General features: G+C 69.6%; 21 protein-coding genes. 4 read left to right on the top strand and 17 right to left on the bottom strand.

Annotation, left to right across the window (positions count from 1 at the left end; all coding sequences use genetic code 11):
* The 13 genes from BO221_RS35600 to BO221_RS35540 all read right to left on the bottom strand — a co-directional run bounded on the left by BO221_RS35600 (window position 1) and on the right by BO221_RS35540 (window position 14,893).
* Entirely contained in the window at window positions 1-1,224 is a 1,224-nt protein-coding gene (locus BO221_RS35600; protein WP_073565313.1) for an extracellular solute-binding protein, read from the bottom strand.
* Window positions 1,225-1,255: 31 nt separating this feature from the next.
* The gene (locus BO221_RS35595) at window positions 1,256-2,350 is read right to left on the bottom strand and encodes an ABC transporter ATP-binding protein (protein ID WP_073565312.1); all 1,095 of its coding nucleotides are present in this window, start codon (window positions 2,348-2,350) and stop codon (window positions 1,256-1,258) included.
* A gap of 33 nt (window positions 2,351-2,383) precedes the next feature.
* Complete coding sequence (locus BO221_RS35590; protein WP_073565311.1) at window positions 2,384-3,871, bottom strand: alpha-amylase family glycosyl hydrolase; 1,488 nt, start codon at window positions 3,869-3,871, stop codon at window positions 2,384-2,386.
* A gap of 250 nt (window positions 3,872-4,121) precedes the next feature.
* The gene (locus tag BO221_RS35585; RefSeq protein ID WP_073565310.1) at window positions 4,122-4,538 is read right to left on the bottom strand and encodes a hypothetical protein; all 417 of its coding nucleotides are present in this window, start codon (window positions 4,536-4,538) and stop codon (window positions 4,122-4,124) included.
* A gap of 106 nt (window positions 4,539-4,644) precedes the next feature.
* Entirely contained in the window at window positions 4,645-5,241 is a 597-nt protein-coding gene (locus BO221_RS35580) for a chemotaxis protein CheC (RefSeq protein ID WP_073565309.1), read from the bottom strand.
* Window positions 5,238-7,316 carry a chemotaxis protein CheA gene (locus BO221_RS35575; protein ID WP_073565308.1) on the bottom strand — a complete coding sequence of 693 codons (2,079 nt, stop codon included), beginning with the start codon at window positions 7,314-7,316 and terminating at the stop codon, window positions 5,238-5,240. Before BO221_RS35575 ends, BO221_RS35580 begins: the two co-directional genes overlap by 4 nt.
* Window positions 7,317-7,358: 42 nt before the next feature.
* Complete coding sequence (locus BO221_RS35570; RefSeq protein ID WP_043412942.1) at window positions 7,359-7,727, bottom strand: response regulator; 369 nt, start codon at window positions 7,725-7,727, stop codon at window positions 7,359-7,361.
* Window positions 7,728-7,799: 72 nt separating this feature from the next.
* Complete coding sequence (locus BO221_RS35565) at window positions 7,800-8,228, bottom strand: chemotaxis protein CheW (protein ID WP_073565307.1); 429 nt, start codon at window positions 8,226-8,228, stop codon at window positions 7,800-7,802.
* 74 nt (window positions 8,229-8,302) lie between these two features.
* Entirely contained in the window at window positions 8,303-9,664 is a 1,362-nt protein-coding gene (locus tag BO221_RS35560; protein ID WP_043412898.1) for a methyl-accepting chemotaxis protein, read from the bottom strand.
* A 42-nt stretch (window positions 9,665-9,706) separates the two neighbouring features.
* A complete protein-coding gene (thiL, locus tag BO221_RS35555) occupies window positions 9,707-10,702 on the bottom strand; it encodes a thiamine-phosphate kinase (RefSeq protein ID WP_073565306.1) in 996 nt (331 codons plus the stop codon).
* Window positions 10,703-10,708: 6 nt separating this feature from the next.
* Window positions 10,709-12,550: a M4 family metallopeptidase gene (locus BO221_RS35550; protein WP_073565305.1), complete on the bottom strand. Its 1,842-nt coding sequence runs from the start codon at window positions 12,548-12,550 to the stop codon at window positions 10,709-10,711.
* 145 nt (window positions 12,551-12,695) lie between these two features.
* Window positions 12,696-14,192 (bottom strand): ATP-binding protein, encoded by a 1,497-nt coding sequence (locus tag BO221_RS35545; protein WP_073565304.1) that lies wholly within the window; start codon window positions 14,190-14,192, stop codon window positions 12,696-12,698.
* Entirely contained in the window at window positions 14,189-14,893 is a 705-nt protein-coding gene (locus tag BO221_RS35540) for an ATP/GTP-binding protein (protein WP_073565303.1), read from the bottom strand. The genes BO221_RS35545 and BO221_RS35540 overlap by 4 nt, the downstream gene beginning before the upstream one ends.
* A gap of 284 nt (window positions 14,894-15,177) precedes the next feature.
* Between BO221_RS35540 and BO221_RS35535 the strand changes: the two genes are divergently transcribed.
* The 3 genes from BO221_RS35535 (at window position 15,178) to BO221_RS35525 (ending at window position 18,784) form a co-directional block, all read left to right on the top strand.
* The gene (locus tag BO221_RS35535; protein WP_073565523.1) at window positions 15,178-15,714 is read left to right on the top strand and encodes an N-acetyltransferase; all 537 of its coding nucleotides are present in this window, start codon (window positions 15,178-15,180) and stop codon (window positions 15,712-15,714) included.
* 266 nt (window positions 15,715-15,980) lie between these two features.
* On the top strand, window positions 15,981-17,657 hold the full coding sequence (locus BO221_RS35530) for a type IV pilus twitching motility protein PilT (RefSeq protein WP_073565302.1): 1,677 nt from the start codon (window positions 15,981-15,983) through the stop codon (window positions 17,655-17,657).
* 2 nt (window positions 17,658-17,659) lie between these two features.
* Window positions 17,660-18,784, top strand: a complete 1,125-nt coding sequence (locus tag BO221_RS35525) for a type IV pilus twitching motility protein PilT (protein ID WP_073565301.1) — start codon at window positions 17,660-17,662, stop codon at window positions 18,782-18,784.
* A gap of 156 nt (window positions 18,785-18,940) precedes the next feature.
* On the opposite strand, the gene BO221_RS56600 is transcribed toward BO221_RS35525, so the two are convergent.
* A complete protein-coding gene (locus BO221_RS56600; protein WP_083681846.1) occupies window positions 18,941-20,416 on the bottom strand; it encodes a sensor histidine kinase in 1,476 nt (491 codons plus the stop codon).
* A gap of 215 nt (window positions 20,417-20,631) precedes the next feature.
* The gene (locus BO221_RS35515; protein ID WP_073565522.1) at window positions 20,632-22,632 is read right to left on the bottom strand and encodes an ATP-dependent DNA helicase; all 2,001 of its coding nucleotides are present in this window, start codon (window positions 22,630-22,632) and stop codon (window positions 20,632-20,634) included.
* A 303-nt stretch (window positions 22,633-22,935) separates the two neighbouring features.
* Here BO221_RS35515 and BO221_RS35510 point away from each other — a divergent pair, with 303 nt between their 5' ends.
* Window positions 22,936-23,364 carry a hypothetical protein gene (locus BO221_RS35510; RefSeq protein ID WP_073565299.1) on the top strand — a complete coding sequence of 143 codons (429 nt, stop codon included), beginning with the start codon at window positions 22,936-22,938 and terminating at the stop codon, window positions 23,362-23,364.
* 147 nt (window positions 23,365-23,511) lie between these two features.
* On the opposite strand, the gene BO221_RS35505 is transcribed toward BO221_RS35510, so the two are convergent.
* The gene (locus BO221_RS35505; RefSeq protein WP_043412837.1) at window positions 23,512-24,075 is read right to left on the bottom strand and encodes a response regulator transcription factor; all 564 of its coding nucleotides are present in this window, start codon (window positions 24,073-24,075) and stop codon (window positions 23,512-23,514) included.
* Window positions 24,072-25,406 (bottom strand): ATP-binding protein, encoded by a 1,335-nt coding sequence (locus tag BO221_RS35500; protein ID WP_073565298.1) that lies wholly within the window; start codon window positions 25,404-25,406, stop codon window positions 24,072-24,074. The genes BO221_RS35505 and BO221_RS35500 overlap by 4 nt, the downstream gene beginning before the upstream one ends.
* Window positions 25,407-25,408 lie beyond the last annotated feature (2 nt).

Here is a 25,408-nt window from a genome sequence, read left to right as displayed (position 1 = left end):
TCACTTCTTGCGCAGCCCGGCCACGTCCTTGGCCACGGCCTTCTGGGCCACGTCCAGCGCGGCCTTGGGGGTGGAAGCCTTCTTGAGGATGCCGTTCATCGCCGAGGTGGCCGGCGACCAGACCATCGTCATCTCCGGCACGTTGGGCATGGGCACCGCCACCTCCACCTGGTCGCGGAACGCCTTGAGCTGCGCGTCGCCGGCGATCTTCGGGTCCGCGTACACGGTCTGGTTGGCGGGGCTCTGGCGGCCCTCCAGCGCGAGCACCTTGGCGGCGGCGGCGTCGGTGAGGAACTTCGCCACCTCGAAGGCGGCGTCCTTGTTCTGCGACGGAGCGGAGACGTACACGCCCTCCACCGTCATCCACGGACGCATGGGCTTGCCACCGGCCTCGTCCAGGGTGGGCAGCGGGGCCAGGCCGTAGTCCACGCTCTTGGCGATCTCACCGAGGAACCAGGGGCCGGAGAACACCATGGCCGCCTTGCCATCGTTGAAGAGCGAGGTGATGAGCGCGCTGGAGGGCTCGGCGGGCAGGATGCCGTCCTTCTCCGCCCACTTCATCATCAGCTCCACGGACTTCACGTTCTGCGGCGAGTTGAGCGTGGGCGTGGTGCCCGGGCCGAACACGCCGCCGCCGAAGCCGTTCATCAGCGCCGAGTGGTAGTAGAAGTCGCCGTACGAGTAGGCCAGACCGAAGCGGCCCGCCTTCTTGTCGGTGAGCTTCTTGGCCATCGTCACCAGCTCGCCGCTCGTCTTGGGCGGGGTGGGCACGAGCTTCTTGTTGTAGATGAGCGTGACGACCTTGTAGTTGAGCGGCAGGCCGTAGATGGTGCCGCGGTAGGTCATCGCCTCCATGGTGGTGGGGATGAAGCGCTTGCGGACGGCGTCATCCAGGTAGAAGTCGATGGGCTCCACCGTGTTGCCGGCCTCGATCCACCCACCCAGACGGTCCTGGGCGAAGATGAAGAGATCCGGGCCCTTGCCGCGCGGCACCGTGGCGGAAATCTTGTCCGCGTAGGCGTCATAGGGCACGGCCAGCGGCTTCACCACGATGCCCTTGTTGGCGTCGTTGAACTGCTTGAGCACCTTCTCCAGCGCGGCCTTCTCCTCGGCGCGGTAGCCGTGCCACAGGACGATCTCCTTGGGCTGGGCGGAGGCGGGCGTGGACAGCAGGCCCAGGGTACACAAGGCCATGGCCGCGATCATCAGTCGCAGGTTCTTCATGTCGGGAGCTCCTGAGGGGTAGGGACTCGGACTAGACGGACAGACGTTGCTCGGTTTCGGCGTCGAAGAGGTGCAGCGACTCCAGCTCGATGACCACCGCCATCTTCGCGCCGGTCTCCGGAGTGTGCTGGGGCGGGAGCCGGAAGACCAGCGAGTTCTCCGCCAGGCGCGAGTGGACGATGACCTCGTTGCCGAGTGGCTCGACGAGCTCCACCTTCACTTCCAGGGAAGCCGTTTCACCGCGAGCAGTGGCCGAGGGGGAGAGGATGTTGTCGGGGCGGATGCCAACCTTGAGCTTGCGGCCGCCCTTGCCCGCCGTCACCGCGCGCAGACTCTGGGGAACGGGCAGCTTGAAGCCGTCGCCCTCGAGCACCTCGCCATTGGCCGAGAGCGTGGCGGAGGTGAAGCTCATGGGCGGCGAGCCGATGAACTGGGCCACGAAGACGTTGGCCGGGCGCTCGTACACCTCCAGCGGGGTGCCGAGCTGCTGCAGCTTGCCGTCCTTCATCACCGCGATGCGGTGGCCCATCGTCATGGCCTCGATCTGGTCGTGCGTCACGTAGACCGAGGTGACGCCGAGGCGCTGCTGGAGCTTCTTGATCTCCGAGCGCATCTGCACGCGCAGCTTGGCGTCGAGGTTGGAGAGGGGCTCGTCGAAGAGGAACACCGCCGGCTTGCGCACGATGGCGCGGCCGAGCGCCACGCGCTGACGCTGGCCACCGGAGAGCTGCTTGGGCTTGCGCTCCAGCAGGTGGGTGATGCCGAGGATCTCCGCGGCCTCGTTCACCAGCCGGTCCATCTCCGGCTTGGGCGTCTTGCGAATCTTCAGGCCGAACTCGAGGTTCTCCCGGATGGTCATATGCGGGTAGAGCGCATAGTTCTGGAAGACCATCGCGACGTCGCGATCCTTGGGCGGCAGCTGGTTGACGACGCGCTCACCGATGGAGAGGTTGCCGCCGGTGACCTCCTCCAGGCCGGCGATCATCCGCAGCGCGGTGGACTTGCCGCAGCCCGAGGGGCCCACCAGCACCATGAACTCGTGGTCGCGGATGTCGAGGTTCAACCCCTCGATGACGGACACGTCTCCGTACCGCTTGGCGACATTCTTGAAAACGACTCCGGCCATCTCAGGCTCTCTCCACTCGGGATTGCGTCCAGTTCATCGCGCCCGGCCCAGGATGCGGACGGACAGTGGCTCGACGGAGACGTCCAGCGCCGGAGCGGCCGGGAGGCGGCCCCCATCGAGCAGATCTTCCGCGTCCGCACCGCTCCAGGCCTCGGGCCAGGGGAACGAAACGGACGCCTTCTTCGCACCGCGGTTCACCGCCACCACCACCGCGTCACCCGACTCCGCGTCGTGCCGGAGGAAGGTGTAGACATCACCGTCGGTGGCGAGCCCCTTGTGGGTGCCACGCGAGAGCGCGGGGTGGGCCCGGCGCACGGCGATGAGCTTCTGGTAGAAGGCGCGCAGGGCCTCGTCGCGAGGCAGGCCCGCGCCGGGCTGCACGGCGCGCGAGCCCCACGGCATGTCACTGCGGTTGGCGGGCCAATCACCACCGGGGCGGCCCACCTCCTCGCCGTAGTAGATGACGGGGATGCCGGAGGTGGTGAGCTGCAACGCCGCCGCGAGCCGGAAGCGCGTCTTGTCGCCCTGGAGCTGGAAGAGCAGGCCGGGCACGTCGTGCGAGGACAGGAAGTGCGACAGGTGGTAGCCCTTGCGCACCTTGTGCCGCGAACGGAGGTACGCGTCGAAGGCCACGGTGCGCCCGCGCCCCAGCGCCCACGCGAGCGCGTTGCCCTGGAAGCCGAAGTCGAAGCCGGCATCCATCTCGTCGTTGACGAACCACGGGTCCAACGACTCGCGGTCCCCGCCCCACACCTCGCCGAGCAGGAAGAAGTCCTTGCCCAGCTCCTCGCGGGTGCGGCGGCGGTGCTCCTGCCAGAAGGGATGGTCGACGTGCTTCACCGTGTCCAGGCGGAAGCCGTCCACGCCCGAGCGCTTGCCCCACGACATCTGCGCGTCGAGCAGGTACTTCGCCACCTCGGGCTGCTCCGTCTTGAAGTCGGGCAGGCCGGACACGCAGCTCGTCACGTCATCCTGCCCGCAGGTGCCCTTCTCCTCCGAGCGCAGCCAGCCCTTCGTCTCGGGGGCCTTGAGGTAGCGCGAGTTGTAGCCGGGGTGGTTGTAGACCACGTCCAGCAGCACGCGGATGCCCCGCTCGTGGCACGCGTCCACCAGCGCCTTGAAGTCCTGCTCGGTGCCGAAGCGCGGGTCGAGCTGGTGGAAGTCATCCGCCCAGTAGCCGTGGTAGCCCCAGTCCGGGAAGCCGGCGCCGGTGACGAAGCCGTCGATGTTCTTCACCACCGGCGTAATCCACAGCGCCGTGATGCCCAGGGAGGACAGCTCGTCGAGCTGCTCGCGCAGGCCCTTGAAGTCCCCGCCGTGGAAGGCGCCGGGGGCCTTCTTGTCCACCTTGAGGTTGTTGGTGGTGTCACCGTCGGCGAAGCGATCCAACACGACGAAGTAGAGGACCTCGTCGGCCCAACGGCGCGCGGGTGGCTCGGGCGCGGCCACCGGGGCGGGCGCGGGAGCGGCGGCGGGCGCGGGAGTTTCGGGCGCGGCCGGAGCGGGCGCGGCCGTGCTCACCTCCGAGCTGGGCTCCCGGGGAGCCGGCTGCGGGTGAGCGCAGCCCGCGAGCGCCAGCGGGAGGAGCAGCAGCGAAGTAGCGAGTGGATGACGACTGTTCGCGCGTCTGTCCGGGGGGTGACGAGGCGACGACTCAACCATTGCGCGGGACTGTTTCACACCCGCTTTGGAAAGTGAACCCTTACTCCCCGTCACGTCACGTCATGTGCGAGTGACGGGACGGAGGGTACGGCGTTTACGGCGCACCGTGTCAATACGGGTTGGGACTGGTGCGATCCGGGAGCTGGAGAGGGTCCGCCGTGCCCACGTCGTTCACGACGGTGATCTCCTGGGCAATCATCTCGCGGTAGTTGTCCTCGAAGGAGGCGCGCACGGTGGAACCGGGGGCCAGGTACTCACGGCCAATCAGCTTCCCATCCTGGATGTAGCGCGTCTGGTCGTTGATGCGCAGGTAGCGGGGCTGGCCCCACTTGTCCTTGATGACGAGCACGTCCGAGTAGTCGCGGGCCACGGTGCCCTTGATGGTCAAGCCGCGCTCGAACGAATAGGGATTCGACGCAACGGGGCCCTCGGCGCCCGAGCCGCTACGCATCGCCACGGTGCTGTCCGTCCTGCAACCCGCGAGCACCAACGCGCCCGCCAACGCGCCCCAGACGATCTTCCTCATGCCCGCCTGCCTTCCCGGGGCGAGTGAAAGGGCGCCCCACGGAGGAAGGTGGCGAGAGCCCCCGGAGTCCGCAAGCGAACACGGGGGGAACGGCTGCCCGGTTGCTCTACACGCCGAGGCGGGTGAGCAGCGCCCTGGAGCTCTCGCGCTCGAGCACCAGCAGCACCTGGCCGGACACGGCGGGCGCGCCCACGGCGGAGAAGCGCGTCTCCAGTACCACCACGCGATCACCGCCCTGCGCCTCCGTCACCGCGTGCGACACCACCAGGCCCGCCGCGCCGCGCACCAGTTCCGGCACGGAGGGCAGCAGCCGCCAGCCCGTCAGCGTCCCGATGGCCGACAGGCACGCGCTCGCCACGATGTTGGCCGCTTCGGACAGCGCGCTCTCGCGCTCCTCGGCTGGCGCGTCCTGACGCCGGAGCAGCAGCGCTTCCAGGGCGGCGCTGTCCTCGCGGGGCAGCACCAGCAGCAGCACGCCGCGCAACTGGCCTTCCATGCCCAGCTTCGCCGCCACCACGGGGGCCTCGGCGCCGCCCAGCATCTCGGCCACCTCCGCGGCCGCCGCCAGCACGGCGCGGGGCACGGACAGGTTCACCGTGCGGCCCCCCACCAGCCGCGCGAGCGCGTTGACGGCGTGCCCGCAGCCGATGTTGGCCACCTCGCGGAGGGCGTCCAGCTGAATGTCGCTCGGGGAAGGGCTCACGCGGACAATAACCTCGGCACGTCCAGGATGAAGACCGGGCGGCCACTTCCCAGGATGGTCACTCCCGAGAGGCCCGGCAGCAAGTCCAGAGGACGGGACAGCGGTTTGAGCACCGCCTCTTCCTGCCCCACCAATCGATCCACCGCGAGCGCGACCCGTCCCGCGTCTCCTTCCATCACCACGAAGGGCCGGACGCCCTTGCGCGGCGGCGCCTGGACGCCGGTCAGCTCATCCAGCCCGTACACCGGCAGGAGTCCCTGTCCGTGGGGCAGCAGCGGCATCTCCCGGCTGCGGTCCAGCTTCTCGCTGTCCGCCTCCATGGCCCCCACCACCTTGGCGATGGGCAGGCCGAACACCTCGTCGCCCACGGCCACCAGCAGCAGGTGCACCACCGCCACCGTCAGCGGCAGCCGCAGCGTGAAGCGCGTGCCGCGGCCCAGCTCGCTTTCAATCTCCAGCGTGCCGCCCACGTTCTCCACCACCCGCTTCACCGCGTCCATGCCCACGCCGCGGCCGGAGATCTCCGACACGTCCTGGGCGGTGGACACGCCCGGCAGGCACGCGAGCATGAAGGCCTCGCGGTCCGTCATCCGCGCCGCCGCCTCCGCGCTGAGGGCGCCGCGAGCCACCGCCGCCAGCTTCAGCTTCGCCGCGTTCATGCCGCGGCCGTCGTCCTCCATCTCCACCACGACGCGGTCTCGCGCACGCCGCACCGACACCAGCACACGGCCCCGCGCGCCCTTGCCCGCCGCCACGCGATCCTCCGGCGACTCCAGGCCGTGGTCGATGCAGTTGCGCAGCAGGTGCAGCAGAGGATCCGCCAGCTCGTCGAGGATGGCCCGGTCCAGCTCGATCTCCGCGCCGGTGATGACGAGGTCCACATCGCGCTCGCGGCGCCGGGCGATGTCGCGCGCGGCGCGGGGCAGCCGGTCGGTGATGAGTGACAGCGGCGTCATGCGCGCGCTCATCACCTTGTCGTGCAGGTCCTTCACCAGCGTGTGCAGCCGGTAGACGCCCTCCTCAATGGGGGGACGGGAGTTCTCCGGCAGCACCTTGCCCAGCTCGCGCAGGCGCGCGGTGGCCAGCAGCAGCTCGCCCACGGTGTCCAGGAAGTAGTCCAGCAGCTCCGTGCGCACGCGCACCGTGCGAGCCGTCGCGTCCGTGCCGGTGGGAGCGCGCGGGGCCTCGGCGGGCACGGGACCGGGAGCCGCGGGGACGGGCGCAGGAGGAGGCGCCACCACCGCCGGCTTGAGCGAGACGAGATCCACCTCGGCCACGTTGCGCAGCGCCTTGCGGATGGCCTCCTCGCCCTCGGCCGTCTCCAGCTCCACCTGGATGTTGCCCTCGGGGATGCGGCCGGCCTTCAGGTCCTCCAGCGGAGGCTGCAGGCCGTGCAACGTGCCCAGGCCCGTCAGCCGCTTGTGCACCAGGAAGGCGCGCACTCCCGGCGTCTGGCAGGTGGGGGCGATGCGCAGCCGGACCGCCCAGCGCTTCGCCGTCTTCGCGGCCGCGTCCTCGGACGGCGGTACCACGGCGGCCACCCGGGCCTCGGCGGCGGGCTCGGACGCGGGAGGAGGCGGGGCCTCGACGGCCTGGGAGACGACACGCGCGGCGGCGGTCACCGGGGCGGGCGCGGCGGGAGGACTGGCCTTCGCCTGGTTGATGACCCGCGTGGCACCGGGCGTGCGGCCGGTGACGGCACTCACCTTCTCCGCCAGCTGGCCGAGCAGCGACGAGGCGTCATCCGGAGGCTTGCTCTCCGACACGGCGCGCACCTGGGCGAGCATCACGTCGGTGGCCGACAGCAGCAGGTCCACCAGCGAGCGCTCCAGCTTGGCGGGGTCCTGGCGGATGGCGTCCACCAGGTCTTCCACCCGGTGGGCCACCACGGCGATGGACTCGAAGCCCATGGACGAGGCCATGCCCTTCACCGAGTGGGCGTGGCGGAACATGGAATCCACCACGGCGGGGGCTCCCTCGCGCTCCAGCTGCACGAGATCCCTGCCCAGCCCCTCCAGGTGCTCGCTCGCCTCGGTCAGGAACAGGCCGAGGTAGCGGGACATGTCCATCGTCATGTCCGGCCTCGGTGGCGCACGACAACTCTCCGGGACGGGGCGCTAGCCCTCGCCCAATACCTTCTTCACGACGGCCAGCACGTCCTCGGCCCGGAAGGGCTTCACGATGAAGTCCGAGGCGCCCGCCTCGATGGCCTCCATCACCAGACTCTCCTGACCCAGCGCCGAGCACATGATGACGACCGCGTTGGCGTCATACTTGATGATCTCCCGCGTGGCCTCGATGCCGCTCTTGAACGGCATGACGATATCCATCGTGGTGAGATCCGGCTTCAGATCCTTGTACTTCTCCACGGCCTCCAGTCCGTTGGCCGCCTCTCCGACGACCTCGAAGCCGCCGGACGCGAAGATGTCCTTGATCATGTTACGCATGAAGATGGCATCGTCGACGACCAGCACCCGCTTAGCCATGTGCAGCTCCGCCTCCGCTAAAGGCCCCGAGAGGGCCGCGGACACTACCATCCGCCCATTTCAGGGGGCTACTCACTTCTGTTGAGCCGCGGTGAAGAGTCCAACCACCGCGGAATCCAGTCCCTCTGGATCCAACACCGTCACCGCCACACCCTTCAAGCGAGCCACCCCACGCACCGCCGGCACCGCCTTGCCCGGAGCGGCGCTCACCCGCTCCACCGCCTCGATTCCATCCACATCCGTCACCAGCAGGCCCAGGTCCTTGCGGCCCCGCTCCAACAACAGCACCCGGCCCGAGGGGGTGGGCCCATCCGGCAGGCCCAACAACTGGCGCAGCTCCACCACCGTCACCACCCGTCCGCGCAGGTTCATCACCCCCGTCACCGCCGCTGGCGCCCGGGGCACCCGGGTGAAGCGCTCCGGAGGTACCACCACTTCTTTCACCGCGGCCAGCGGCAGCCCGTAGCGCTCCTTCTCCACCCGGAAGATGACATGCCGCACAGAGCCGACTTTCTATCAGCAAGCCAGGGGTTCGGGGAAATTCATGGAGATGGAGGATTCAGGCTGGACGACACTCAGGCGTTCAACCGGAAGCTGCGCACCACGCTCTGCAGCTCGATGGAAAGGTTGGTCAGCTCGCTGGCCAGCGAGGTCATCCGCACCATGGCGTCCGTCTGATCCTGGATGACGGCCTGGATGGCCTCGGTGGAGGCGGCGTTGTTGCGGGCCACCAGGGAGATTTCCTCGGTGGCGTTGACCATCTCCTGGCTGCCCTTGAGCTGCTCGCGGGCGCTCTCGGAGATGAGGTGCACCTTCTCGGCCACCTTGCGCACGGTGTCGGTGATGGCGCTCATGGAGCGGACGATTCCGGTGAGGTCCTCACGGCCCTCGGCCAGCTCCTCGATGCCCTCCTTCATGGCGCTCACCACGGAGGTGGACTGGCCGGAGATGTCGCGCGCCAGGCGCGAAATCTGCTCGGCGGAGCGGCCCGCGCTCTCGGCCAGCTTGCGCACCTCGTCGGCCACCACCGCGAAGCCGCGGCCGTACTCGCCCGCGCGCGCCGCCTCGATGGTGGCGTTGAGCGCCAGCAGGTTCGTCTGCTGCGCCACCTGGGTGATGGCGTCGACGATCTTGGAAATCTCCTGCGTCTTCTCGCCGAAGGCGAACACCTGCTGGCTCGCGGCTTCAATCCGGTTGAAGACCTTCTTCACCTTCTCGCCGGCCAGGAGCGCCGCCTTGCTGCCGTTCTCGGCCGCGCTGCTCGTCTCGGCGGCGGTGCGGGCGGCGTCCTCGGCGCTGGCGGCGGTGCGCTGGATGCTGCCGGCCATCTCCGTAATCACCTTGGACGTCTTGCCGACGAGCTGCGACTGCGTCTCGGCGCCCTGGGCGATCTTGTCCATGGACAAGCCCACCTCTTCGTTGGTCGCGTTGACGTTCTCGGCCGAGCCCTGCAGGTCCTTGGCGGTGTCGGCCACGCTCTTGGCGGTATCCTGGATCTTGCCCACCAGGTCGCGCAGGTTCTCCTGCATGCGGCGGATGGCCATGGCCAGCTCGTCGATCTCATCGCGGCGCAGGGCGCGCGGCGGCTCGACGACGAGCGGCTTGGAGAGGTCGCCCTGGGAGATCTCGAAGGCCGAGCGCGACAGCACGCGCACGCGCGTCACGCGGGCCAGGTAGCGCGGGAGGATCAGCGCCAGCCCCAGCGTGAGGCCCAGCGCCATGCCGATGCGCCAGTAGAAGTCCAGCAGCGTCTCGGAGATGAGGAGCGCCGCCGTCAGCACGCAGCCCATCATCAAGTAGCCGGTGAGGATCTTCAGCTGCAGGGAGACCTCGTGTCCCCCCGTGCCGGGCTGATCCACGGAGCGCAGCAACCGCTGCACGGGATCACGGCGGGGAGTGAGGCCGGGAGATGGATCGTCGCGGAGAGGGCGGCGCACGGTTTGGCTTTTCCGGGGGGACAGCGGCAGCGGTGTACGGGTTTAGCCCTCTCGTCCGGAACGGTCAATCCGCCCACCCCCCTGGAAGTGGTCGAAGCCAGCAGGCAGGCGCAGGCTTCGCCCGGCTGCGTCACGGATGTGTCCCGGCCCGCCCCGGATGAGTCGGCCGATGCGCGTGATGGGCTCTTTCCCTCGGAGACAGGCCCGCTCGAAGGCCTGGGTGCGCTCAGGTGGGACGGCGAGGAGCAGCTCGTAGTCCTCGCCTCCCGCGAGTGCCCCCTCGCTCCCCAGGGAGGCACGGACGGCCCGGGAGAGGGGCAGGCGGTCGAGCTCCAGCTCGGCGCTCACGCGCGAGGCGGTGCACAGGTGCCCGAGATCCTGCGCGAGGCCATCGGAGACGTCCAACCCCGCCGAGGCAAAGCGCGCGGCGATCAGGCCCAGGGCCACCCTGGGCACCGGGCGCTTCTGGCGGAGGATGGCCGCGGAGCGGCGAGTGCCGGCCAGGAGTTGCTGGAGGCCCAGCCGCGCGTCACCCAGCGTGCCCGAGATGTACAGCACGTCTCCAGGCCGGCCTCCCGCGCGGATGATGGGCGCGGTGCCCGGGAGGAGCTCTCCCGCGGCGGTGAGGGTGATGGACAGCTCGCGCGCCGAGGTGAAGTTGCCGCCCACCAGGGCGATGGCGTGTTCGCGGGCGAGGGCACTCATGCCCTTCGCGATGCCGGTGAGCGCGCGGCTCGGGAAGTCCCGGGGCAGTGCGAGCGCGCAGACGAACCAGCGCGGCACCGCCCCCATCGACGCCAGGTCCGACAGGTTCACCGCCAGCGCCTTGTGGCCGATGTCCTCCGGTGAGTACCAGGCCCGCTTGAAGTGCACGTCCTCCACCACCGCGTCCGTGGTGATGCACTGCGCTCCCTTGGAAGGAGCGAGGACCGCGCAGTCATCTCCCGGGCCCACGGGCACTCGCGCCCGTGGGAAGTGGGAGAGGAAGAGCTCGATGAGGGAGAATTCGCCCGCGGCCTTGGCACCCTTTGGACTCACGGGCGGCTACCCGACGCCCACCGCGCTCCAGCTCTCCAGCACCTTCTTGGCCTCCGTGGAGTCCTTGCCGTAGAGGTCCTGGGCGGCCTTGAACGTGGCCTCGCGCGCCTGGGCGAAGTTGGTGGTCGGCGTCATGTAGAAGCTGAGCGCGCGGGAGTAGATCTTCAGGCTCTTCTCGATGCCGATGCCGTCCTTCACCTCGACGCCGGAGGTGCGGTTCTTGCCGCCCTCGGACAGCAGGTAGAAGGCGTTGTTGGGGATGCCCGAGTTGATGTGCACGCCGCCGTTGTCCTGGGTGCCCTTGTACGCCTTCGAGTAGTGGTCCGGGGACTGGCCGTCGCTCGTCGGGTCGCTCATGTCGCGCAGGCCGTCGGTGGGGTCGCCGTTGTTCGGGGTGAAGGTGTCCTCGCCCACCGTCCAGTCGAACTTGACCGCCCCGTTCTTCTGGCTGGCGAACCACTCCACGCCGGTCCCCATGATGTCGCTGATCGCCTCGTTGAGGGCGCCGGACTCGTTGCGGTACTGGAGGCCCGCGGTGCGCTCGGTCAGGCCGTGGCTGATCTCATGGCCCGCGATGTCCAGCGTGGTGAGCGAGCCGAACGTCTGGCCGTCACCATCGCCGTAGTTCATCTTCTCGCCGTCCCAGAAGGCGTTGGCGAAGTTGGTGCCCACGTGCACGTCGGAGATGAGCTTCTCGCCCTTGCCGTCGATGGAGTCGCGGCCGAGCACTTCCTTGAAGAAGTCGTAGGTGGTCTGCGCGCCGTACTGGGCATCCACCGCGTCCTTGTTGCGCGCCGGGTCGGTCGCCTCGCCCCAGATGTCGTTGTCGTCGGTGATGGGGGCGTTCTTGGTCGAGGTGGTGTTCGGGTTCCGGTTGAGCGCGTCGCGGGTCACCACGCCCTCGCCACGGGTCTCGTCCGCCAGGGTGTACGTGCCATCGGCGTTCTTCGTGCTGTCGAGCTGCACCTTGCCGCTGTACTGCGAGGTGTCATCCGCCTGGCCGGTGGTGGGGACGTCCGCCGGGGTGGCGGGCACGCTGCCCGGGGTCTTCGCTCCGTGAGCGTGAGCGTGAGCGTGAGCATGCTCGTGCTCGAAGCCGCCCATCTGGTTGTACTTCGAGAGGAGCTCTCCGCTGTTGGCGTCGACCAGGTAGTTCATCCGGCGGGGCTGCTTGCCCTCACCGATGTCCGTCGTGTTGCTCAACTGCACGTGGTACGCGGCGCGGTACTGGCCGTCGTCACCCTTGAAGATGACGCGCTCGGAGGTGGGCTGACGGTCCGTCCCGCCCGCGAAGTCCTTCTGCGCGACAGCCAGCGCCTGATCGGCGGACAGCTTCGTCGGTGCGCTGCCCAGGCCCGCGGGGATGGGGGCGGCATCGCCGGTGACGCTGTCCATCTTCCCGGAGGAGTCGATGTGGCCGACGACCTGCTCGCCGAACACGCGGGTGCCCTCGCTCACGCGGTCCATGCGCACGTGCGTCATGCCCAGGTTGTCCTGCTCCACGGTGCGCGGCGCGAAGTCCGAGGCGGTGACGCCCGGGCTGGCCATCAGGCTGCGAGCGCTCGCGACGGCGGGGCCCTGCTGCTGGAGGAAGTCCACGGTCTTCTGGATGGCGGCCTGGCCCGCGGCGCTGTCGAGGGCCACCGGACCGGTCTTCCGCAGATCCCCGGTCAGGCTCACGGAGGCCTTGTTGCTCTGTGGCGCGAAGCTCGACGCCGGGTCGAAGCCGGTGGACGGGGTGCCGGTGGACTGGGGGATCTCGTTGCCCTTCACCTCCGCCGCGACAGTGGGCTTCGCTTCGGGAAGACGGGAGACGGCGGTCCGGGAGAAGTCGTTCTGGATCTTCATGATCGGGGCCCAGGGTGTGGCGGGGGGTACTTACATTCTCGATTCCAGAATCAAAGTGTTGCGTCCGCCCGGGATGTAAGCGCCGAATCCCCCCCAGCGCCCATCCAACCCATTGGAATCGTTGGACCGGATGGGCCGAGGCGGCTCAGAAACGCTCGGGATCCGTGTCGATCGGCGGCGGGATGTAGGCCGGACCCTGCCCCGACAGCGGCGGCTCCTTCGGCAACACCACCCGGAAGCACGAGCCCTGCCCCACTTCGCTCGTCACCGACACCTGCCCGCCGTGCCCTTCCACGTAGCTCTTCACGATCGCCAGCCCCAACCCCGCTCCGCCGTACTCGCGCGTCGGGCTGTCGTCCACCTGGTAGAAGCTCTGGAAGATGCGCTCGCGCTGATCCAGCGGGATGCCCACCCCGGTGTCCTCCACCTCGATGCGGTAGCCCTCTCCCACCAGGCCCGGCTGCGGGCCATGCGCCGACAACCGCACCTCCACCTGCCCACCGCCCGGCGTGAACTTCACCGCGTTGGCCAGCAGGTTCACCACCACCTGACTCAGCTTCTCCCGGTCCGCCACCACCCGCGGCTGCGCGGCCTCCGGCAGCTGCACCTTCACCGTCAGGCCCTTGCGCTGCGCTTGCGGCGTCACGCTCGTCAGCGCGCTCTCCACCAACTCCTGCACGTCCACCCACTCGAAGGCGAGCCGCACCTTGCCCGCCTCGATTTGACTCATGTCCAGGATGGAGGAGATGAGCTTGAGCAGCGTGTTGCCCTTCTCGATGATGGTGCGCACGAACTGCATCTGCTCGGCGTTCAGCCCGCCCACCAGCCCCTCGGCCAGCATCTCCGAGTAGCCGATGATGGACGACAGCGGCGTGCGCAGCTCGTGGCTCACCGTCCCCAGGAAGCTCGACTTGATGCGGTCCGCCTCCTTCAACCGCTGGTTGAGCCGCATCAGCTGTGCGTTCTGCGCCTCCAGATCGCGCTGCGTCTCCAGCATCGCCTCGAGGTGCAGCTGCCCCGTCAGGTACGCCTTCTGACCGGACGCCAGCAGCGCCGCCAGCACCTGGGCCACGTGCGCCAGCATCTTCACCGCCCGGTGCTCGCTCTGCCGCCCCACGTGCGCCAGCAGCTCGCGCGCCCGCTCCAGCTCCAGCCCCTCCAGCTCGGCCAGCGCCACCGGCACGTCCGCCAGCTCCTCCGGCGCGAACGGCCCGAACACCACCCGCCCCAGCACGTCCCCTTCCCACTGCACCGGCAGCACCACGTAGCGCAGGCCGGTGAAGCACGGCTGCCCCAGCAGCTCGCCACCCAGCGGGCTCGTCCCGGGCAGCACCTGCGCGCCCTGCGTGGGCGTCAGCGGACCCTCGTTCAACCGCGACACCAACGCGGTGCAGCGCGCGCGGCCCTGCGCGGTGGTGTTCACGAAGCCGCAGAAGTCCCCGTTGCTCCCCTTGGCGTCCGCCAGCGTCCGGCCCCGATCGTCCAGCACCCGGATGCCCACCCGGTACAGCTCCCCGAGACTGTCCACCACGTCCCCGAAGCTGAGGGGATCCAACATGTCCACCAACGAGGCCTTCCGCTGGAGCACCGAGCCGGCGTGCTCTGGCCCGCTGCCCGCGGCGCCTGGTTTGTCGGCGCTCATCGCGGCCTCCCTGCTGAAGTCGGATAGAGGGACTCGAGGCTGGTGCCCGTCAGGTCCATCTGCTGAAAGATGTGGGTGAGGAACTCCTTCTCCGTCAGGCTGATGTTGCGCGACAGCCGCGCGCGCTCGTCCAGGTTGCGCCACGCCGACTGCAGCAGCACATGCAGCGTCTCCATGACGCCCTCACCCCGGAGCGCCACCGCCCCCACCACCGGCTCCCCACCCTTCTTGCGCGCCTCGTCCAGCTCCGCGTCCGTCTGCGCGTCCGGCAGATCCCGCTTGTTGAACTGGATGACCACCGGCACCTGTGTCGCGTCCAGACCGATCTCCCTCATGTTGGCCCGGAGCTTGCGCCAGTAGGCGTTGTTCTCCGCGGAGGCGCTGCGGCGGCTGTCGGCGATGAAGGCCACCGCGTCCGCGTTCTGCAGCACCACCCGCCGCGTGGCGTCATGCACCACCTGTCCCGGCACGGTGAAGAGCTTGAGCTTCACCTTGAAGCCCGAGCTGCTGGTGAAGAACACCGGAAGCAGATCGAAGAAGAGCGTACGGTCCTCGTGCGTCTCCACGCTGAGCAACCGGCCGCGTGCCTCCGGCCGGGCCCGCGCGTGGATGGCACGCAGGTTCGTCGTCTTCCCACTCAGCCCTGGGCCGTAGTAGACGATCTTCAGGGTGAGTTCGCGCTGGGCGTGGTTGAGTTGCACGTGCGGAGCTCAGGCTGCCGAGAGGGAGGGTGAAGGGTGGGCCAACCCGCCCCAGGCGGACGGTTTTTATAGTGAAAGGTGTTCAGCATTGAAAGCCGCCCCCCACCATACCCGAGCGAAAACCCCCGGATGAGGCGGGAGCGGGCGGCCTTGGAATGCCGGCAGCCCATGCGCAGTTTGGAAAAGTCCGGCTCCCCCCCGTGGGGGGAAATGTGCGCCGCACCCAGAGCGTGCATGGGCCCCGGTGAAGCGGTTAGGATCGTATCGCAATGGAGGAGCAAGGCATGACGATGAAGCGGGTGGACCCGGGCGTGGAGGTGGCCGCGATACCAGTGCCGGACATGGCCAACCTGCCCAACGATCTGGCGCCGGCGGTGAAGTTTTCCGCCCCGACCGATGAGGACATGGCGTCCGTGGCCGCCCTGCGCTCCAGCTCGGAGCCCTGGAAGAGCCGCGGCGAGACGATGGAGGACAGCCTCAAGTCGCTGACGGCGCTGCGGCCCTTCATCCACGTGGCCAAGGTGCAGAACCAGGTGGTGGGCTACGTGACGGTGGAGCGGGACGGTCCGGTGCCCGGCGCCGCCTACATGCGCAACATCGTGGTGCGGCCGGAGCTGCGCCGGCGCGGCCTGGGCCAGGCGGTGCTCAACCAGGGCCTGCAGGTGGCGCGGGACATGTTCCGCAAGACGATCGCCCTGCGCGTGGACCCGGCCAACGCCCCGGCGGTGAGCTTCTACCGCAACGCGGGCTTCACCACCGTGGCCACGGTGGTGTCCAAGAAGTCCGGCAAGCTGCGCCTCCTCATGTCTCGCGAGCTGTGAGCTGAGGAGTGCCCCGGGAGGGGAAGAGGGCCGCGTCCTCCAGGGCCCCTTCCCTCTCCTGAAAGCGCCCGGCCTGGACCCTCCCCGAGGGCCCGAGCCGGGCGCTTCCTTATTGGAGCACCCCTCGTGCCGCCTCCTCGCCCGCTCCAGGGCCTGACGGCGCGCCGGCCGTCCTCTTTCCAGAATTCGTGGCAATTCGCGGCTATGCTGCACCCGCGCTCCCGGGGGGGGCATCGCCCCGGGACTGGAAGAAAGAGGAGCCGGGCATGAAGACCCTCACGGAGTTGATGCGCCACCTGACCCGCCCGGGCGCGGTGGAGCTCGCCCTGATCTCCGGGCGCAACCCCATGGTGAAGCTGGCGACCGGTGCCTTCGAGGCGCTGGATCCCACCCCCCTCACGGTGGAGGGGGTGCAGGGGATGTTGAGCACCCTGGTGGGAGAGGCCCGGGCCACCACCGTCTCCGACAAGCCCAGCCAGTGGGCGCTGCGCCTGGAGGGCCTGGGCCCCGTCATCGTCGGAGCCCTGCGCCGGGGAGACGTGCTCAACGTGCGCGTCGTGCGGACCGAGCCCGCCCTGGCCGGAGCGCCTGCCCCCCGGCCTCCCGCTCCCGCCGCCACGCCGGCCCCCAGCGCCTCGCGTCCGGCGTCCCCCAAGCCGTCCAAGGGCGTGCAGATCCTCCCCACCGAGAAGCAGACGCCCGCGCCCGCGGCACCGCCCGCCGAGCCCCCTCCGCCCGCGCCCGAGCCCGTGGCCGAGGTGCCCCAGGGCCCGCGCCTCGTCGTGCGGCCGGAGTCCGCGCGCAACCTGACGATGCTGCTGGAGGATGCGCGCACCGTGGGCGCGAGCGACCTGCACGTCGTCGCCGGCCGCCCTCCCCTCTTCCGCCTCGTCGGCGAGCTGCTGCCCCACGGAGATCCGCTGCCGCCCGAGACGGTGGAGACGATGCTGCGGCCGCACATCCCCGAGCGCCTGCGCCCGGTGCTGGACCGCGAGGGGAGCTGTGACTTCTCGCTGGACCTGGGGCAGTCCGGCCGCTTCCGCGTCAACGTCTCGCGCCAGCGCACCGGCTACAAGGGCTGCTTCCGCCTCATCCCCCGCGAGATTCCCACCCTCGAGTCGCTCGGCCTGCCCGTCGACATCGCCAAGGCCACCCACCACCACCAGGGCCTCATCGTCGTCACCGGCCCCTCCGGCCACGGCAAGACGAGCACCCTGGCGGCCATCGTCAACCGCATCAACTGCGAGACGTCCCACCATGTGCTCACCGTGGAAGATCCGGTGGAGTACCTCCACCCGCGCAGGAGGGCGCTGCTGAGCCAGCGCGAGGTGGGCACCCACACCAAGACGTTCGCCACCGCCCTCAAGGGCAGCCTCCGCGAGGACCCGGACGTCATCCTCGTGGGCGAGCTGCGCGACACCGAGACGGTGCGCATGGCGCTGTCCGCCAGCGAGACGGGCCACCTGCTCGTCTCCACGATGAACACGCCCAGCGCGGCGAAAACCATCGACCGGCTCATCGACCTCTTCCCGCCGGGGGACCAGGCGCAGGTGCGCATGACGCTCGCCAGCAGCCTGCGCCTCATCGTCAGCCAGCGGCTGCTGCCCAGCGCGGACCGCCAGAGCATGGTGGTCGCCGCCGAGCTGCTCCCGGGCTCGGTGGCCCTGGGCAATCTCATCCGCGACAACAAGACGTACCAGATTCCCTCCCTGCAGCAGCGCGGCAAGTCGCTGGGCATCGTCCGCTTCGACGACTCGCTCGCCGACCTGGTGCGCTCGGGGAAGACGACGCTGGAGATCGCCAAGGCCTATGCCGAGAACCCCGACGAGCTGGAGGCCGTGGTGACGGGCAAGCGGCCCGGCGCGCCTCCCGAGGGCCCCTCGCCGGACGGGGGCAAGCTGCTGTCCAAGATGGGCAACCTCCTCAACCGGAAGAGCGCCTGACCATGAGCACCGCGCCGCGCATCGCCGCCCTCTTCGACAAGCTCCTGGAGAACAAGGGGAGCGACCTGCACCTGAGCATCGGCCACCCGCCCCTGGGGCGCATCCGCGGCGAGCTCACCGCCCTGCGCGAGGCCCTGCTCACCCAGCCGGAGCTGGAGGCGATGCTCTTCGAGCTCACCAGCCCCGAGCAGAAGCGGCAGATCACCGAGGATTTCGACCTCGACTTCGCCTACAGCTACGGCACCAAGGCGCGCTTCCGCGCCAACTACTTCTACAAGACGACGGGCATCGCGGCCGTCTTCCGCACCATTCCGAGCAAGGTGCTGTCGCTGGCGGACCTCAACACTCCCGAGGTGGTGCGCAAGCTGGCCGAGCGCCGCAGCGGCCTGGTGCTCGTCACCGGCCCCACCGGCAGCGGCAAGTCCACCACCCTGGCGGGGATGATCAACCACATCAACCACACCCGCCCGGCGCACATCCTCACCATCGAGGACCCGGTGGAGTTCGTGCACGAGTCGGCGAAGTCCCAGGTGACGCACCGCGAGGTGGGCATCCACGCCTCCAACTTCGCCACCGCCATCCGCTCGGCGGGCCGCGAGGACCCCAACGTCATCCTCATCGGCGAGCTGCGCACCAACGAGACGATGAAGCTGGCATTGCAGCTGGCCAGCTTCGGCGTGCTGGTGATGGCCACGGTGCACACCAACAGCGCGCCGGCCACCATCGACCGCATCATCAACTCGTTCCCCGCCGAGGAGCAGCCGCAGGTGCGCGGCATGCTCGCCGAGGGCCTCGCCGGCATCGTCGCCCAGCAGCTCATCCGCACCGCGGACGGCAAGAGCCGCGTGGCCGCGCTGGAGATCCTCATCGGCACCAGCGCCATCGCGTCGATGATCCGCGAGGGGAAGGTGTTCCAAATCGCGAGCAAGATGCAGGCGAGCCAGAACCTGGGCATGCAGACGCTGGACATGCACATGGAGAAGCTGGTGGCCGCCAACACGATTACTCCGGAGGCGGCGATGGAGAAGGCCCAGGACAAGGAGGCCTTCGCCAAGGTGCTGCAGCGGCTCAAGCCGGAGTTCGAGGTGCCCGAGTTCGACCTCGGGGAGGCCGGCGGCTCACACTGACGAATGTCCCCTCTCCCCTCGGGAGAGGGACGGGGTGAGGGTGCCACGCATCCCGGGTTGAACCCTCTGCCCACACTGGGGTCCACAGGTTGAAGAACGGGCCCGGATACCCTCACCCTGACCCTCTCCCGGAGGGCGAGGGGATATTCACACAGCTCAGTGGTCTCCGGTGTGCACCGGCAGGAACACCTGGAAGGTGGTGCCCCGCCCCGGCTCGCTCTCCACGGTGAGCTCCCCACCGTGCGCGCCGATGATGCGCCGGCACACCGAGAGCCCCAGCCCACTCCCCACCCCCACCGGCTTCGTGGTGAAGAACGGGTCGAATACCCGCTCCAGCAGCTCCGGCGGTATCCCGCAGCCCGTGTCACTCACCTCGACGAGCACGCGCTCCCCCTTCACCTCCCGCGCCGATACCTGGATGCGGTTGTGCTCCGGCTGCCCCGGTGAAATGGCGTGCGCCGCGTTGAGCAGCAGGTTCAGGAACACCTGACACAGCCGCGCCTCGTTGCCCCGCACCCGCGGCACCTCGTCCAGTGACTCGACCACGTGCGCCCGGTTGCGGATTTCATGCGCCGCCAGCTTCACCGCGGTGCGCACCACCTTCCCCACCTCGACCGGGCCCCGCTCCATCTCGTCCGGTGAGGACAGCAGCTTGAGGTCCTGCACGATGAGGCGCACCCGCTCGGCCCCCTCGTTCGCGTCCGCGAGCGCCTGCGTCACCTCCGGCGGCCGTGCCTGCCCCATCCCACGCTTCACCAGCGCCAGGTTGTTGAGCAGGAAGGACAGCGGGTTGTTGATTTCATGCACCACGCCCGCCGCGAGCTGGCCAATGGTCGCCAGCCGGTCCGCGAAGAGCAACTGGCTCTGCGCCTCCTGCAGTTGCTCCAGGCTCTCGGAGAGCCGGACGTTCGACGCCGCCACCCGCTGGCGCTGCAGCGCATTCACCAGCACGCCTCCGGAGACGGCCATCAGGCGCAACACCTCCTCCGGCCAGGCACCAGGACGCCCCACCGCGTCACAGCCCAGCCACCCGAGCAGCCGGCCCCCGAGGAACAACGGCATGTGCACGTAGGAGCGGGTGCCCAGCATCTCGCAAAGCCGTCTCTCGGCCACGGCCTCCGGAGGCAACAGCGCCGTGTCCTTCACGAGCACGGTCCGCCCCGCCAGCAGCTGGCGCAGCGACCAGGACATGGCCTCCACCGGGACACTCCGCGCGCCGTCCACGTCATGGGGCGCCACTCCTTCCGCGCACCACTCGTAGACCTCCGACAGCCGCCGCCGGTCCTCGGACAGCAGGAAGACGTAGGCCCGCTGGGACCCGAACCATTCACCGAGCACGGCCAGCGTGGCGCGCAGCCCCGGCTCCATCTCCTCCAATGGCAGGTTCAGCAGACGGTGGGACAGCTCCGCCACCAGCGCCCAGCTCCCCATCAGCGATTCGAGCTGACTCCGCAGCCCCTGAAGGGATTCGGCCTCCCGCCGCAGCGCCGAGACCATCGCCACCGGCTCTCCCTCCCCGAGCGCCTCGGAGAGCTGGAGCAGTGTGCGCTCCGATTGTTGGAGTCGCGTCAGCAGCGGCTCCGATTCCTCCCGCTCCCCATCGACTTCCCACTCCATCTCGTGTGCAAGCATGGACGCCTCCGCTCCCCCGGTCGAGGCACTGCGGCCTTCACGTCGCGGAGAATATCGGGCCCGCCACGGGCGCGAAGGACGCCCGGCTCACAATGCGCAACAGCCAACGCAGCGGCGCCCGGACAGGCGGGAAAGCGCGTAAAAACTTCCGTCAGCGGCGCCCAATCCACTTCTACGTGCGTAGAAGTGAAACGGGCAGTGAAGGCACATTCGACTCAGAAGTCGACGTCGTCCTCGCGCTCGGGCTCGGCCGTGCCCTCGAACCAGGCGCTCAGCGCCTCGAGCTGGTGGATGCGCCGGGCCGGCGGGAGGCTCGTGAGGAAGGCGCGCCCGTAGCTCTTGGTGACGATGCGCCGGTCCAGCATCGCGACGATTCCCCGGTCCGCCCGCGTGCGGATGAGCCGGCCGAACCCCTGCCGCAATGCCAGCGCCGCTTGCGGAAGCTGGTAGCCCCCAAAGGCCTCCTCGCCCCGGGCCTCGAGCTGGCGGATGCGCGCCGCCACCACCGGGTCTCCCGGCGAGGCGAACGGCAACCGGTCGATGATGACCAGGCTCAGCGCGTCCCCCGGCACGTCCACGCCCTCCCAGAAGCTGTGCGCCGCGAAGAGCACGCTGGGCAGCTCGCGGAAGGCCTCCAGCAATTGCTGCTTGGGCCGCTCGCCCTGCAACAACACCTGGTAGGGCAACCGGCCGCGCGCCAGCGCGTGCGCCCGCTCCATGTTGCGCAGGCTGGTGAAGAGCACGAAGGCCCGGCCTCCCGTCACCTCGCACAGCCGGATGATCTCCTCCGCCGCCGCCTCGATGAAGCCGGGGGCCGCCGGATCCGGCAGGTGCGTGGGCAGGTACAGCGCCGACTGCTGCTCGAAGTCGAACGGGCTGGGCACCGACACGGTGCGCACGCTCGCCACCGGCACGCCCTCCTCGTCATACAGCCCCATGCGCCGCGCGAAGAAGTCGAAGCGCCCCTCCGCCGCCAGCGTCGCCGAGGTGAACACCACCGTGTCCACCCCTCCATAGAGCCGCTCCTGCAGCTCCCTCGCGATTTCAATGGGACTCGCGCGCAGGAAGACGCCCCGTCCGCGCGCCTCCGCCCAGTACACGTGGTCGTGGGACTCCACCTTCTCCAGGAAGGACAGGTCCGCCACCAGCTCCGCGCACCGCCGGGTGAGCAGCGTCAACTCCGGCTCGCGCTCGCTCGTGGTGAAGGCTCCCAGCGCCGAGAGCGCCCCCTTCACCTGCTCGATGGAGCCCGACAGCAACGCCAGCCGCTCCGGGTTGAGCGCCACCGCGCCCTCGTGCTCCTTGAGGCCCAGCACCCGCGGCGCCTGCGAGAAGAGCGCCTCCGAATGCGTGCGCAGGCGCACCACCAGCGAGGACAGCATTCCAAAGCGCGAGTCCGTGGGCGCCAGGACGGCCAGCGCGTCCCGCACCAGGTCCTCCAGCCGGAAGCTGGACACCGAGTGTCCGAAATGGCTCCCCGCCGCGTCCTCCACTGCATGCGCCTCGTCGAAGATGACGGCGTCGTACTGGGGCAGCACGCCCTCGCCCCGCTGGCCCCGGCCCCGCAGCGCCAGGTCCGCGAAGAAGAGGTGGTGGTTCACCACCAGCAGGTCCGCCGACTCCGCCGCCCGCCTCACCCGCGTCACGTGGCAGTTCTCGTACACCGGGCACTTCGAGCCCAGGCACGTGTCCGACGTCGTCGACAGCCGGCTCCATGCACTGAAGGACTCGGGCAGCTCCAGCTCGCTCCGGTCCCCCGTCTCCGTCCGGCTCGCCCAGGCCTGCAGGTGCTTCCAGTACCGCCCCTCCTCGCGCGAGGAGAACTGCGGGTCCTTGCTGAAGGAATCGTAGCGGTGCAGGCACAGGTAGTTGCTGCGCCCCTTGAGGTACGCCGCCTCGAAGCTGAGGCCCATGCGCTCGCGCAGCAGGGGAAGGTCCTTGAAGAAGATCTGCTCCTGCAGCGTCTTCGTCGCCGTGGACACCACCACCCGCCGGCCCGACAGCAGCGCCGGCACCAGGTAGGCCAGCGTCTTGCCCGTGCCCGTGCCCGCCTCGGCCAGCAGGTAGCCCCGCTCGTTGAAGGCCTTCTCCACCGAGCGCGCCATCTGCAGCTGCTCCGGACGGTACTCGTACGCCTCCAGCGCGGACTGGAGCGCTCCACCAGGGCCGAGCAGGGTGTCGACGGAGAGCCGGAGCGAGGAAGCAGGCAGGGACATGGAGGGGTGAAACGCGGGAGGAAGGGGCACGAGAGGATAACAGTGCGCCGCTCGCTCGTCGGGTTTTGTACAGGAGCGGCCCGGCTGCCTGCCCGGTGGGGCGGGTGCCAGGACTTTCCCGCGCCCCCGCTCCCCTCCCGGGAGGGTGGGGGTTTCGTCCGGAAGTGGCCCTCCGCGAGCCCCGGGACCCCTGATTCTGCCGGACAGCCGACGGACACGACGTCTCCGCGTTGACGAAGACTTCCTCTCGGGATGCCGCGGTGCGCCCGGGAATTAAACTGCTCGAGGAACGGAGGGAAACGCGTGGGCCGCCGTCAGCTCCATACGAGCGAGCACATCGACATCCATCTGGAGCCGGAGGGATGGCTCCATGCGGACTGGAAGGGCTACCAGTCCGTGGACATGGTGAAGGCCGGGTGCGAGGAGATCCTCCGCCACCTCAGGGAGTTCCGGCTGTCGAAGGTGCTGAACGACAACAGCAACGTGACGGGAATCTGGGTGGGGGCCGCCTACTGGGTGGCGAGCAACTGGTTCCCCCGCATGCGCGAGGCCGGGCTGCGGCACTTCGCCTGGGTGCAATCCCCTTCACGGCTCAGCCAGCTCTCCGCGAACACCGCCGTGGAGAACGCGACCCCAGGCACCGCCGTGTTCTTCGACGACGTCTCCTCCGCCGCCAGGTGGCTCCGGGAGGACAATAATATCCCCTCGCCCTCCGGGAGAGGGACGGGGTGAGGGTGCCACGCATCCCGGGTTGAACCCACTGTCCACACTGGAGGCCACGGGTCGGAGAACGGACCCGGGTACCCTCACCCCGTCCCTCTCCCGAGGGGAGAGGGGAGTGCTGCGCCCCAGAGCCCCCGTAGCCGCTCGCCGTGGTTCCTACTGCGCGGGCGGGTACTTCTGCAGTTTTCGCTGCAACGAGCGCCGGTGCAGGCCCAACCGCCTCGCCGCCTCGGAGATGTTGCCGCCACAGTCCGTCAGCACCCGCTGGATGTGCTCCCACTCCGCTCGCGCCAGCGTCGGCGGCTGGAAGTCCTCCGTCACCTGCGCCGCCTCGCCCGGGCCCCTCGTGAAGGCCAGCAACAGGTCATCCACGTCCGCCGGCTTCGGCAGGTAGTTGAACGCCCCCAGCTTCACCGCCTCCACCGCCGTGGCGATGCTCCCGTAGCCCGTGAGCACGATGATGCGCGTGGACGCATCCAACGCGTGCAGCGCCCGCACCAGCTCCAGCCCGCCCCTCCCCGGCATCTTCAAATCCACCACCGCCAGCTCCGGCGAGTCCTTCGTGGCCAGCGCCAGCGCCTCGTCATACGAGCCCGCGGTGCTCACCTCGAAGCCGCGCTCGCGGAAGGCCCGCGCCAGCCGCTCGCGGAACACCGCCTCGTCGTCCACCAGCAACAGGGTCGGCGCATGACCGGGCGTCGGGCTCGTCGGGCTCGTCATGCCTCTGGCTTCACCCGGGACGTCCCCGCAGGCAACGCGGCGGATTGTCGCAGGCCCCCCGCCGGCCACGTCAGCACCACCGTCGTCCCCTGGCCGGGCGTGGAGCGCAGCACCAGCCCTCCGCCCAACTGCTCCAACACCGCGCGCGTGAGGAAGAGCCCCAGCCCCATGCCCTCTCCCGGCGCCTTGGTGGTGAAGAAGGGCTCACCCGCACGTGCCAGCACCTCCGCCGGCATCCCCTCGCCCGAGTCCTCCACCGTCAGCCGCCACCCCGCCGCCTCGCGCACCAGCCCCAGCCGCACCGGCGCCCCCGGCCCCGAGGCCTGCAGCGCGTTCTTCACCACGCCGCGAATGGCGCGGGCGAAGGCGTGCGCCGGAACGAGCTCCCGCTCCTCCCGTGTCCGGACGTCCAGCTCCGTCCGCACCCGCTCCCGGCCCGGCAGCCCCTCCAGCGCCTCCTCCACCAGGGCCGCGGGTGCCAGCTCCACCATGGACTCACCCTGGCTCGCCCCCGCGTCCAGCGTCATCTGCGTCAGGATGTCCCGGCAGCGCGCCACCTGCTGGCGGATGAGCTGCACGTCCTCGAGCGTGGCCGCCTCCGAGCCCTTGCGCATCAACTGCCGCTCCAGCTCCCGCGCCGCCACCGCGATGGTGGACAGCGGCGTGGACAGCTCGTGCGCCGCCCCGGCCGCCAGCGTGCCCAGCGCCGTCAGCTTCTCGTGGCGCGCCGCCGCCGTCCGGGCATCCACCAGCTCCGCCTCGCGCGCGGCCAGCGCCCGCGTCACCCGCTGCACGAAGTAGACGATGAAGCCCGCCGCCAGCGCGAAGGCCGCCCACATCCCCTCCAGGTGCATCCGCACGTCATGGATGTGGTGCTGCGGGTGGTGCGCCGAGGACAACTCGCTCCCCTGGCTGGGAAACCACAGGTGGTCCACGAAGAGCGCGCCGAAGCTCGCGATGGCCAGCCCCGTCAGCGCCCACGTCCACCCCGCGCGCAACACCACCGCCGCCAGCGCGATGTGCACCAGGTACAGCGCGCTGAAGGGATTGAAGGGGCCTCCGCTCAGGTCCAGCAGCACCGTGAGCAGCACCACGTCCAGCGCCATCACCGCCCACAGCAGCCGCTCGCGGATGGGGCGCTCGCGCCGGGCCCACAGCCCCAGCGCCACGTTGCTCGCCGCCGCCACGGCGATGGTGGCGAACAGCGGCAGCAGCCGCTGCGTCATCCCCAGTCCGAAGTGCACTCCCAGGATGATGGCCGCCTGCCCCACGACGGCGCCCCATCGCAGGCGCAGCAGCCAGGAGAGGTTGATGGCCTGCGCGTCCCGCACCG

The sequence above is a fragment of the Archangium sp. Cb G35 genome, assembly GCF_001896145.1.
Taxonomy (GTDB): domain Bacteria; phylum Myxococcota; class Myxococcia; order Myxococcales; family Myxococcaceae; genus Archangium; species Archangium violaceum.
This window is presented reverse-complemented; position numbering and strand designations above follow the sequence as displayed.

Excerpts from the sequence above, each read along its gene's own strand:
- BO221_RS35600 (WP_073565313.1), bottom strand. The coding sequence starts at position 1,224 with ATGAAGAACCTGCGACTGATGATCGCGGCCATGGCCTTGTGTACCCTG.
- BO221_RS35595 (WP_073565312.1), bottom strand. The coding sequence starts at position 2,350 with ATGGCCGGAGTCGTTTTCAAGAATGTCGCCAAGCGGTACGGAGACGTG.
- BO221_RS35585 (WP_073565310.1), bottom strand. The coding sequence starts at position 4,538 with ATGAGGAAGATCGTCTGGGGCGCGTTGGCGGGCGCGTTGGTGCTCGCG.
- BO221_RS35575 (WP_073565308.1), bottom strand. The coding sequence starts at position 7,316 with ATGACGATGGACATGTCCCGCTACCTCGGCCTGTTCCTGACCGAGGCG.
- BO221_RS35570 (WP_043412942.1), bottom strand. The coding sequence starts at position 7,727 with ATGGCTAAGCGGGTGCTGGTCGTCGACGATGCCATCTTCATGCGTAAC.
- BO221_RS35550 (WP_073565305.1), bottom strand. The coding sequence starts at position 12,550 with ATGAAGATCCAGAACGACTTCTCCCGGACCGCCGTCTCCCGTCTTCCC.
- BO221_RS35545 (WP_073565304.1), bottom strand. The coding sequence starts at position 14,192 with ATGAGCGCCGACAAACCAGGCGCCGCGGGCAGCGGGCCAGAGCACGCC.
- BO221_RS35535 (WP_073565523.1), top strand. The coding sequence starts at position 15,178 with ATGACGATGAAGCGGGTGGACCCGGGCGTGGAGGTGGCCGCGATACCA.
- BO221_RS35530 (WP_073565302.1), top strand. The coding sequence starts at position 15,981 with ATGAAGACCCTCACGGAGTTGATGCGCCACCTGACCCGCCCGGGCGCG.
- BO221_RS35525 (WP_073565301.1), top strand. The coding sequence starts at position 17,660 with ATGAGCACCGCGCCGCGCATCGCCGCCCTCTTCGACAAGCTCCTGGAG.
- BO221_RS56600 (WP_083681846.1), bottom strand. The coding sequence starts at position 20,416 with ATGCTTGCACACGAGATGGAGTGGGAAGTCGATGGGGAGCGGGAGGAA.
- BO221_RS35515 (WP_073565522.1), bottom strand. The coding sequence starts at position 22,632 with ATGTCCCTGCCTGCTTCCTCGCTCCGGCTCTCCGTCGACACCCTGCTC.
- BO221_RS35505 (WP_043412837.1), bottom strand. The coding sequence starts at position 24,075 with ATGACGAGCCCGACGAGCCCGACGCCCGGTCATGCGCCGACCCTGTTG.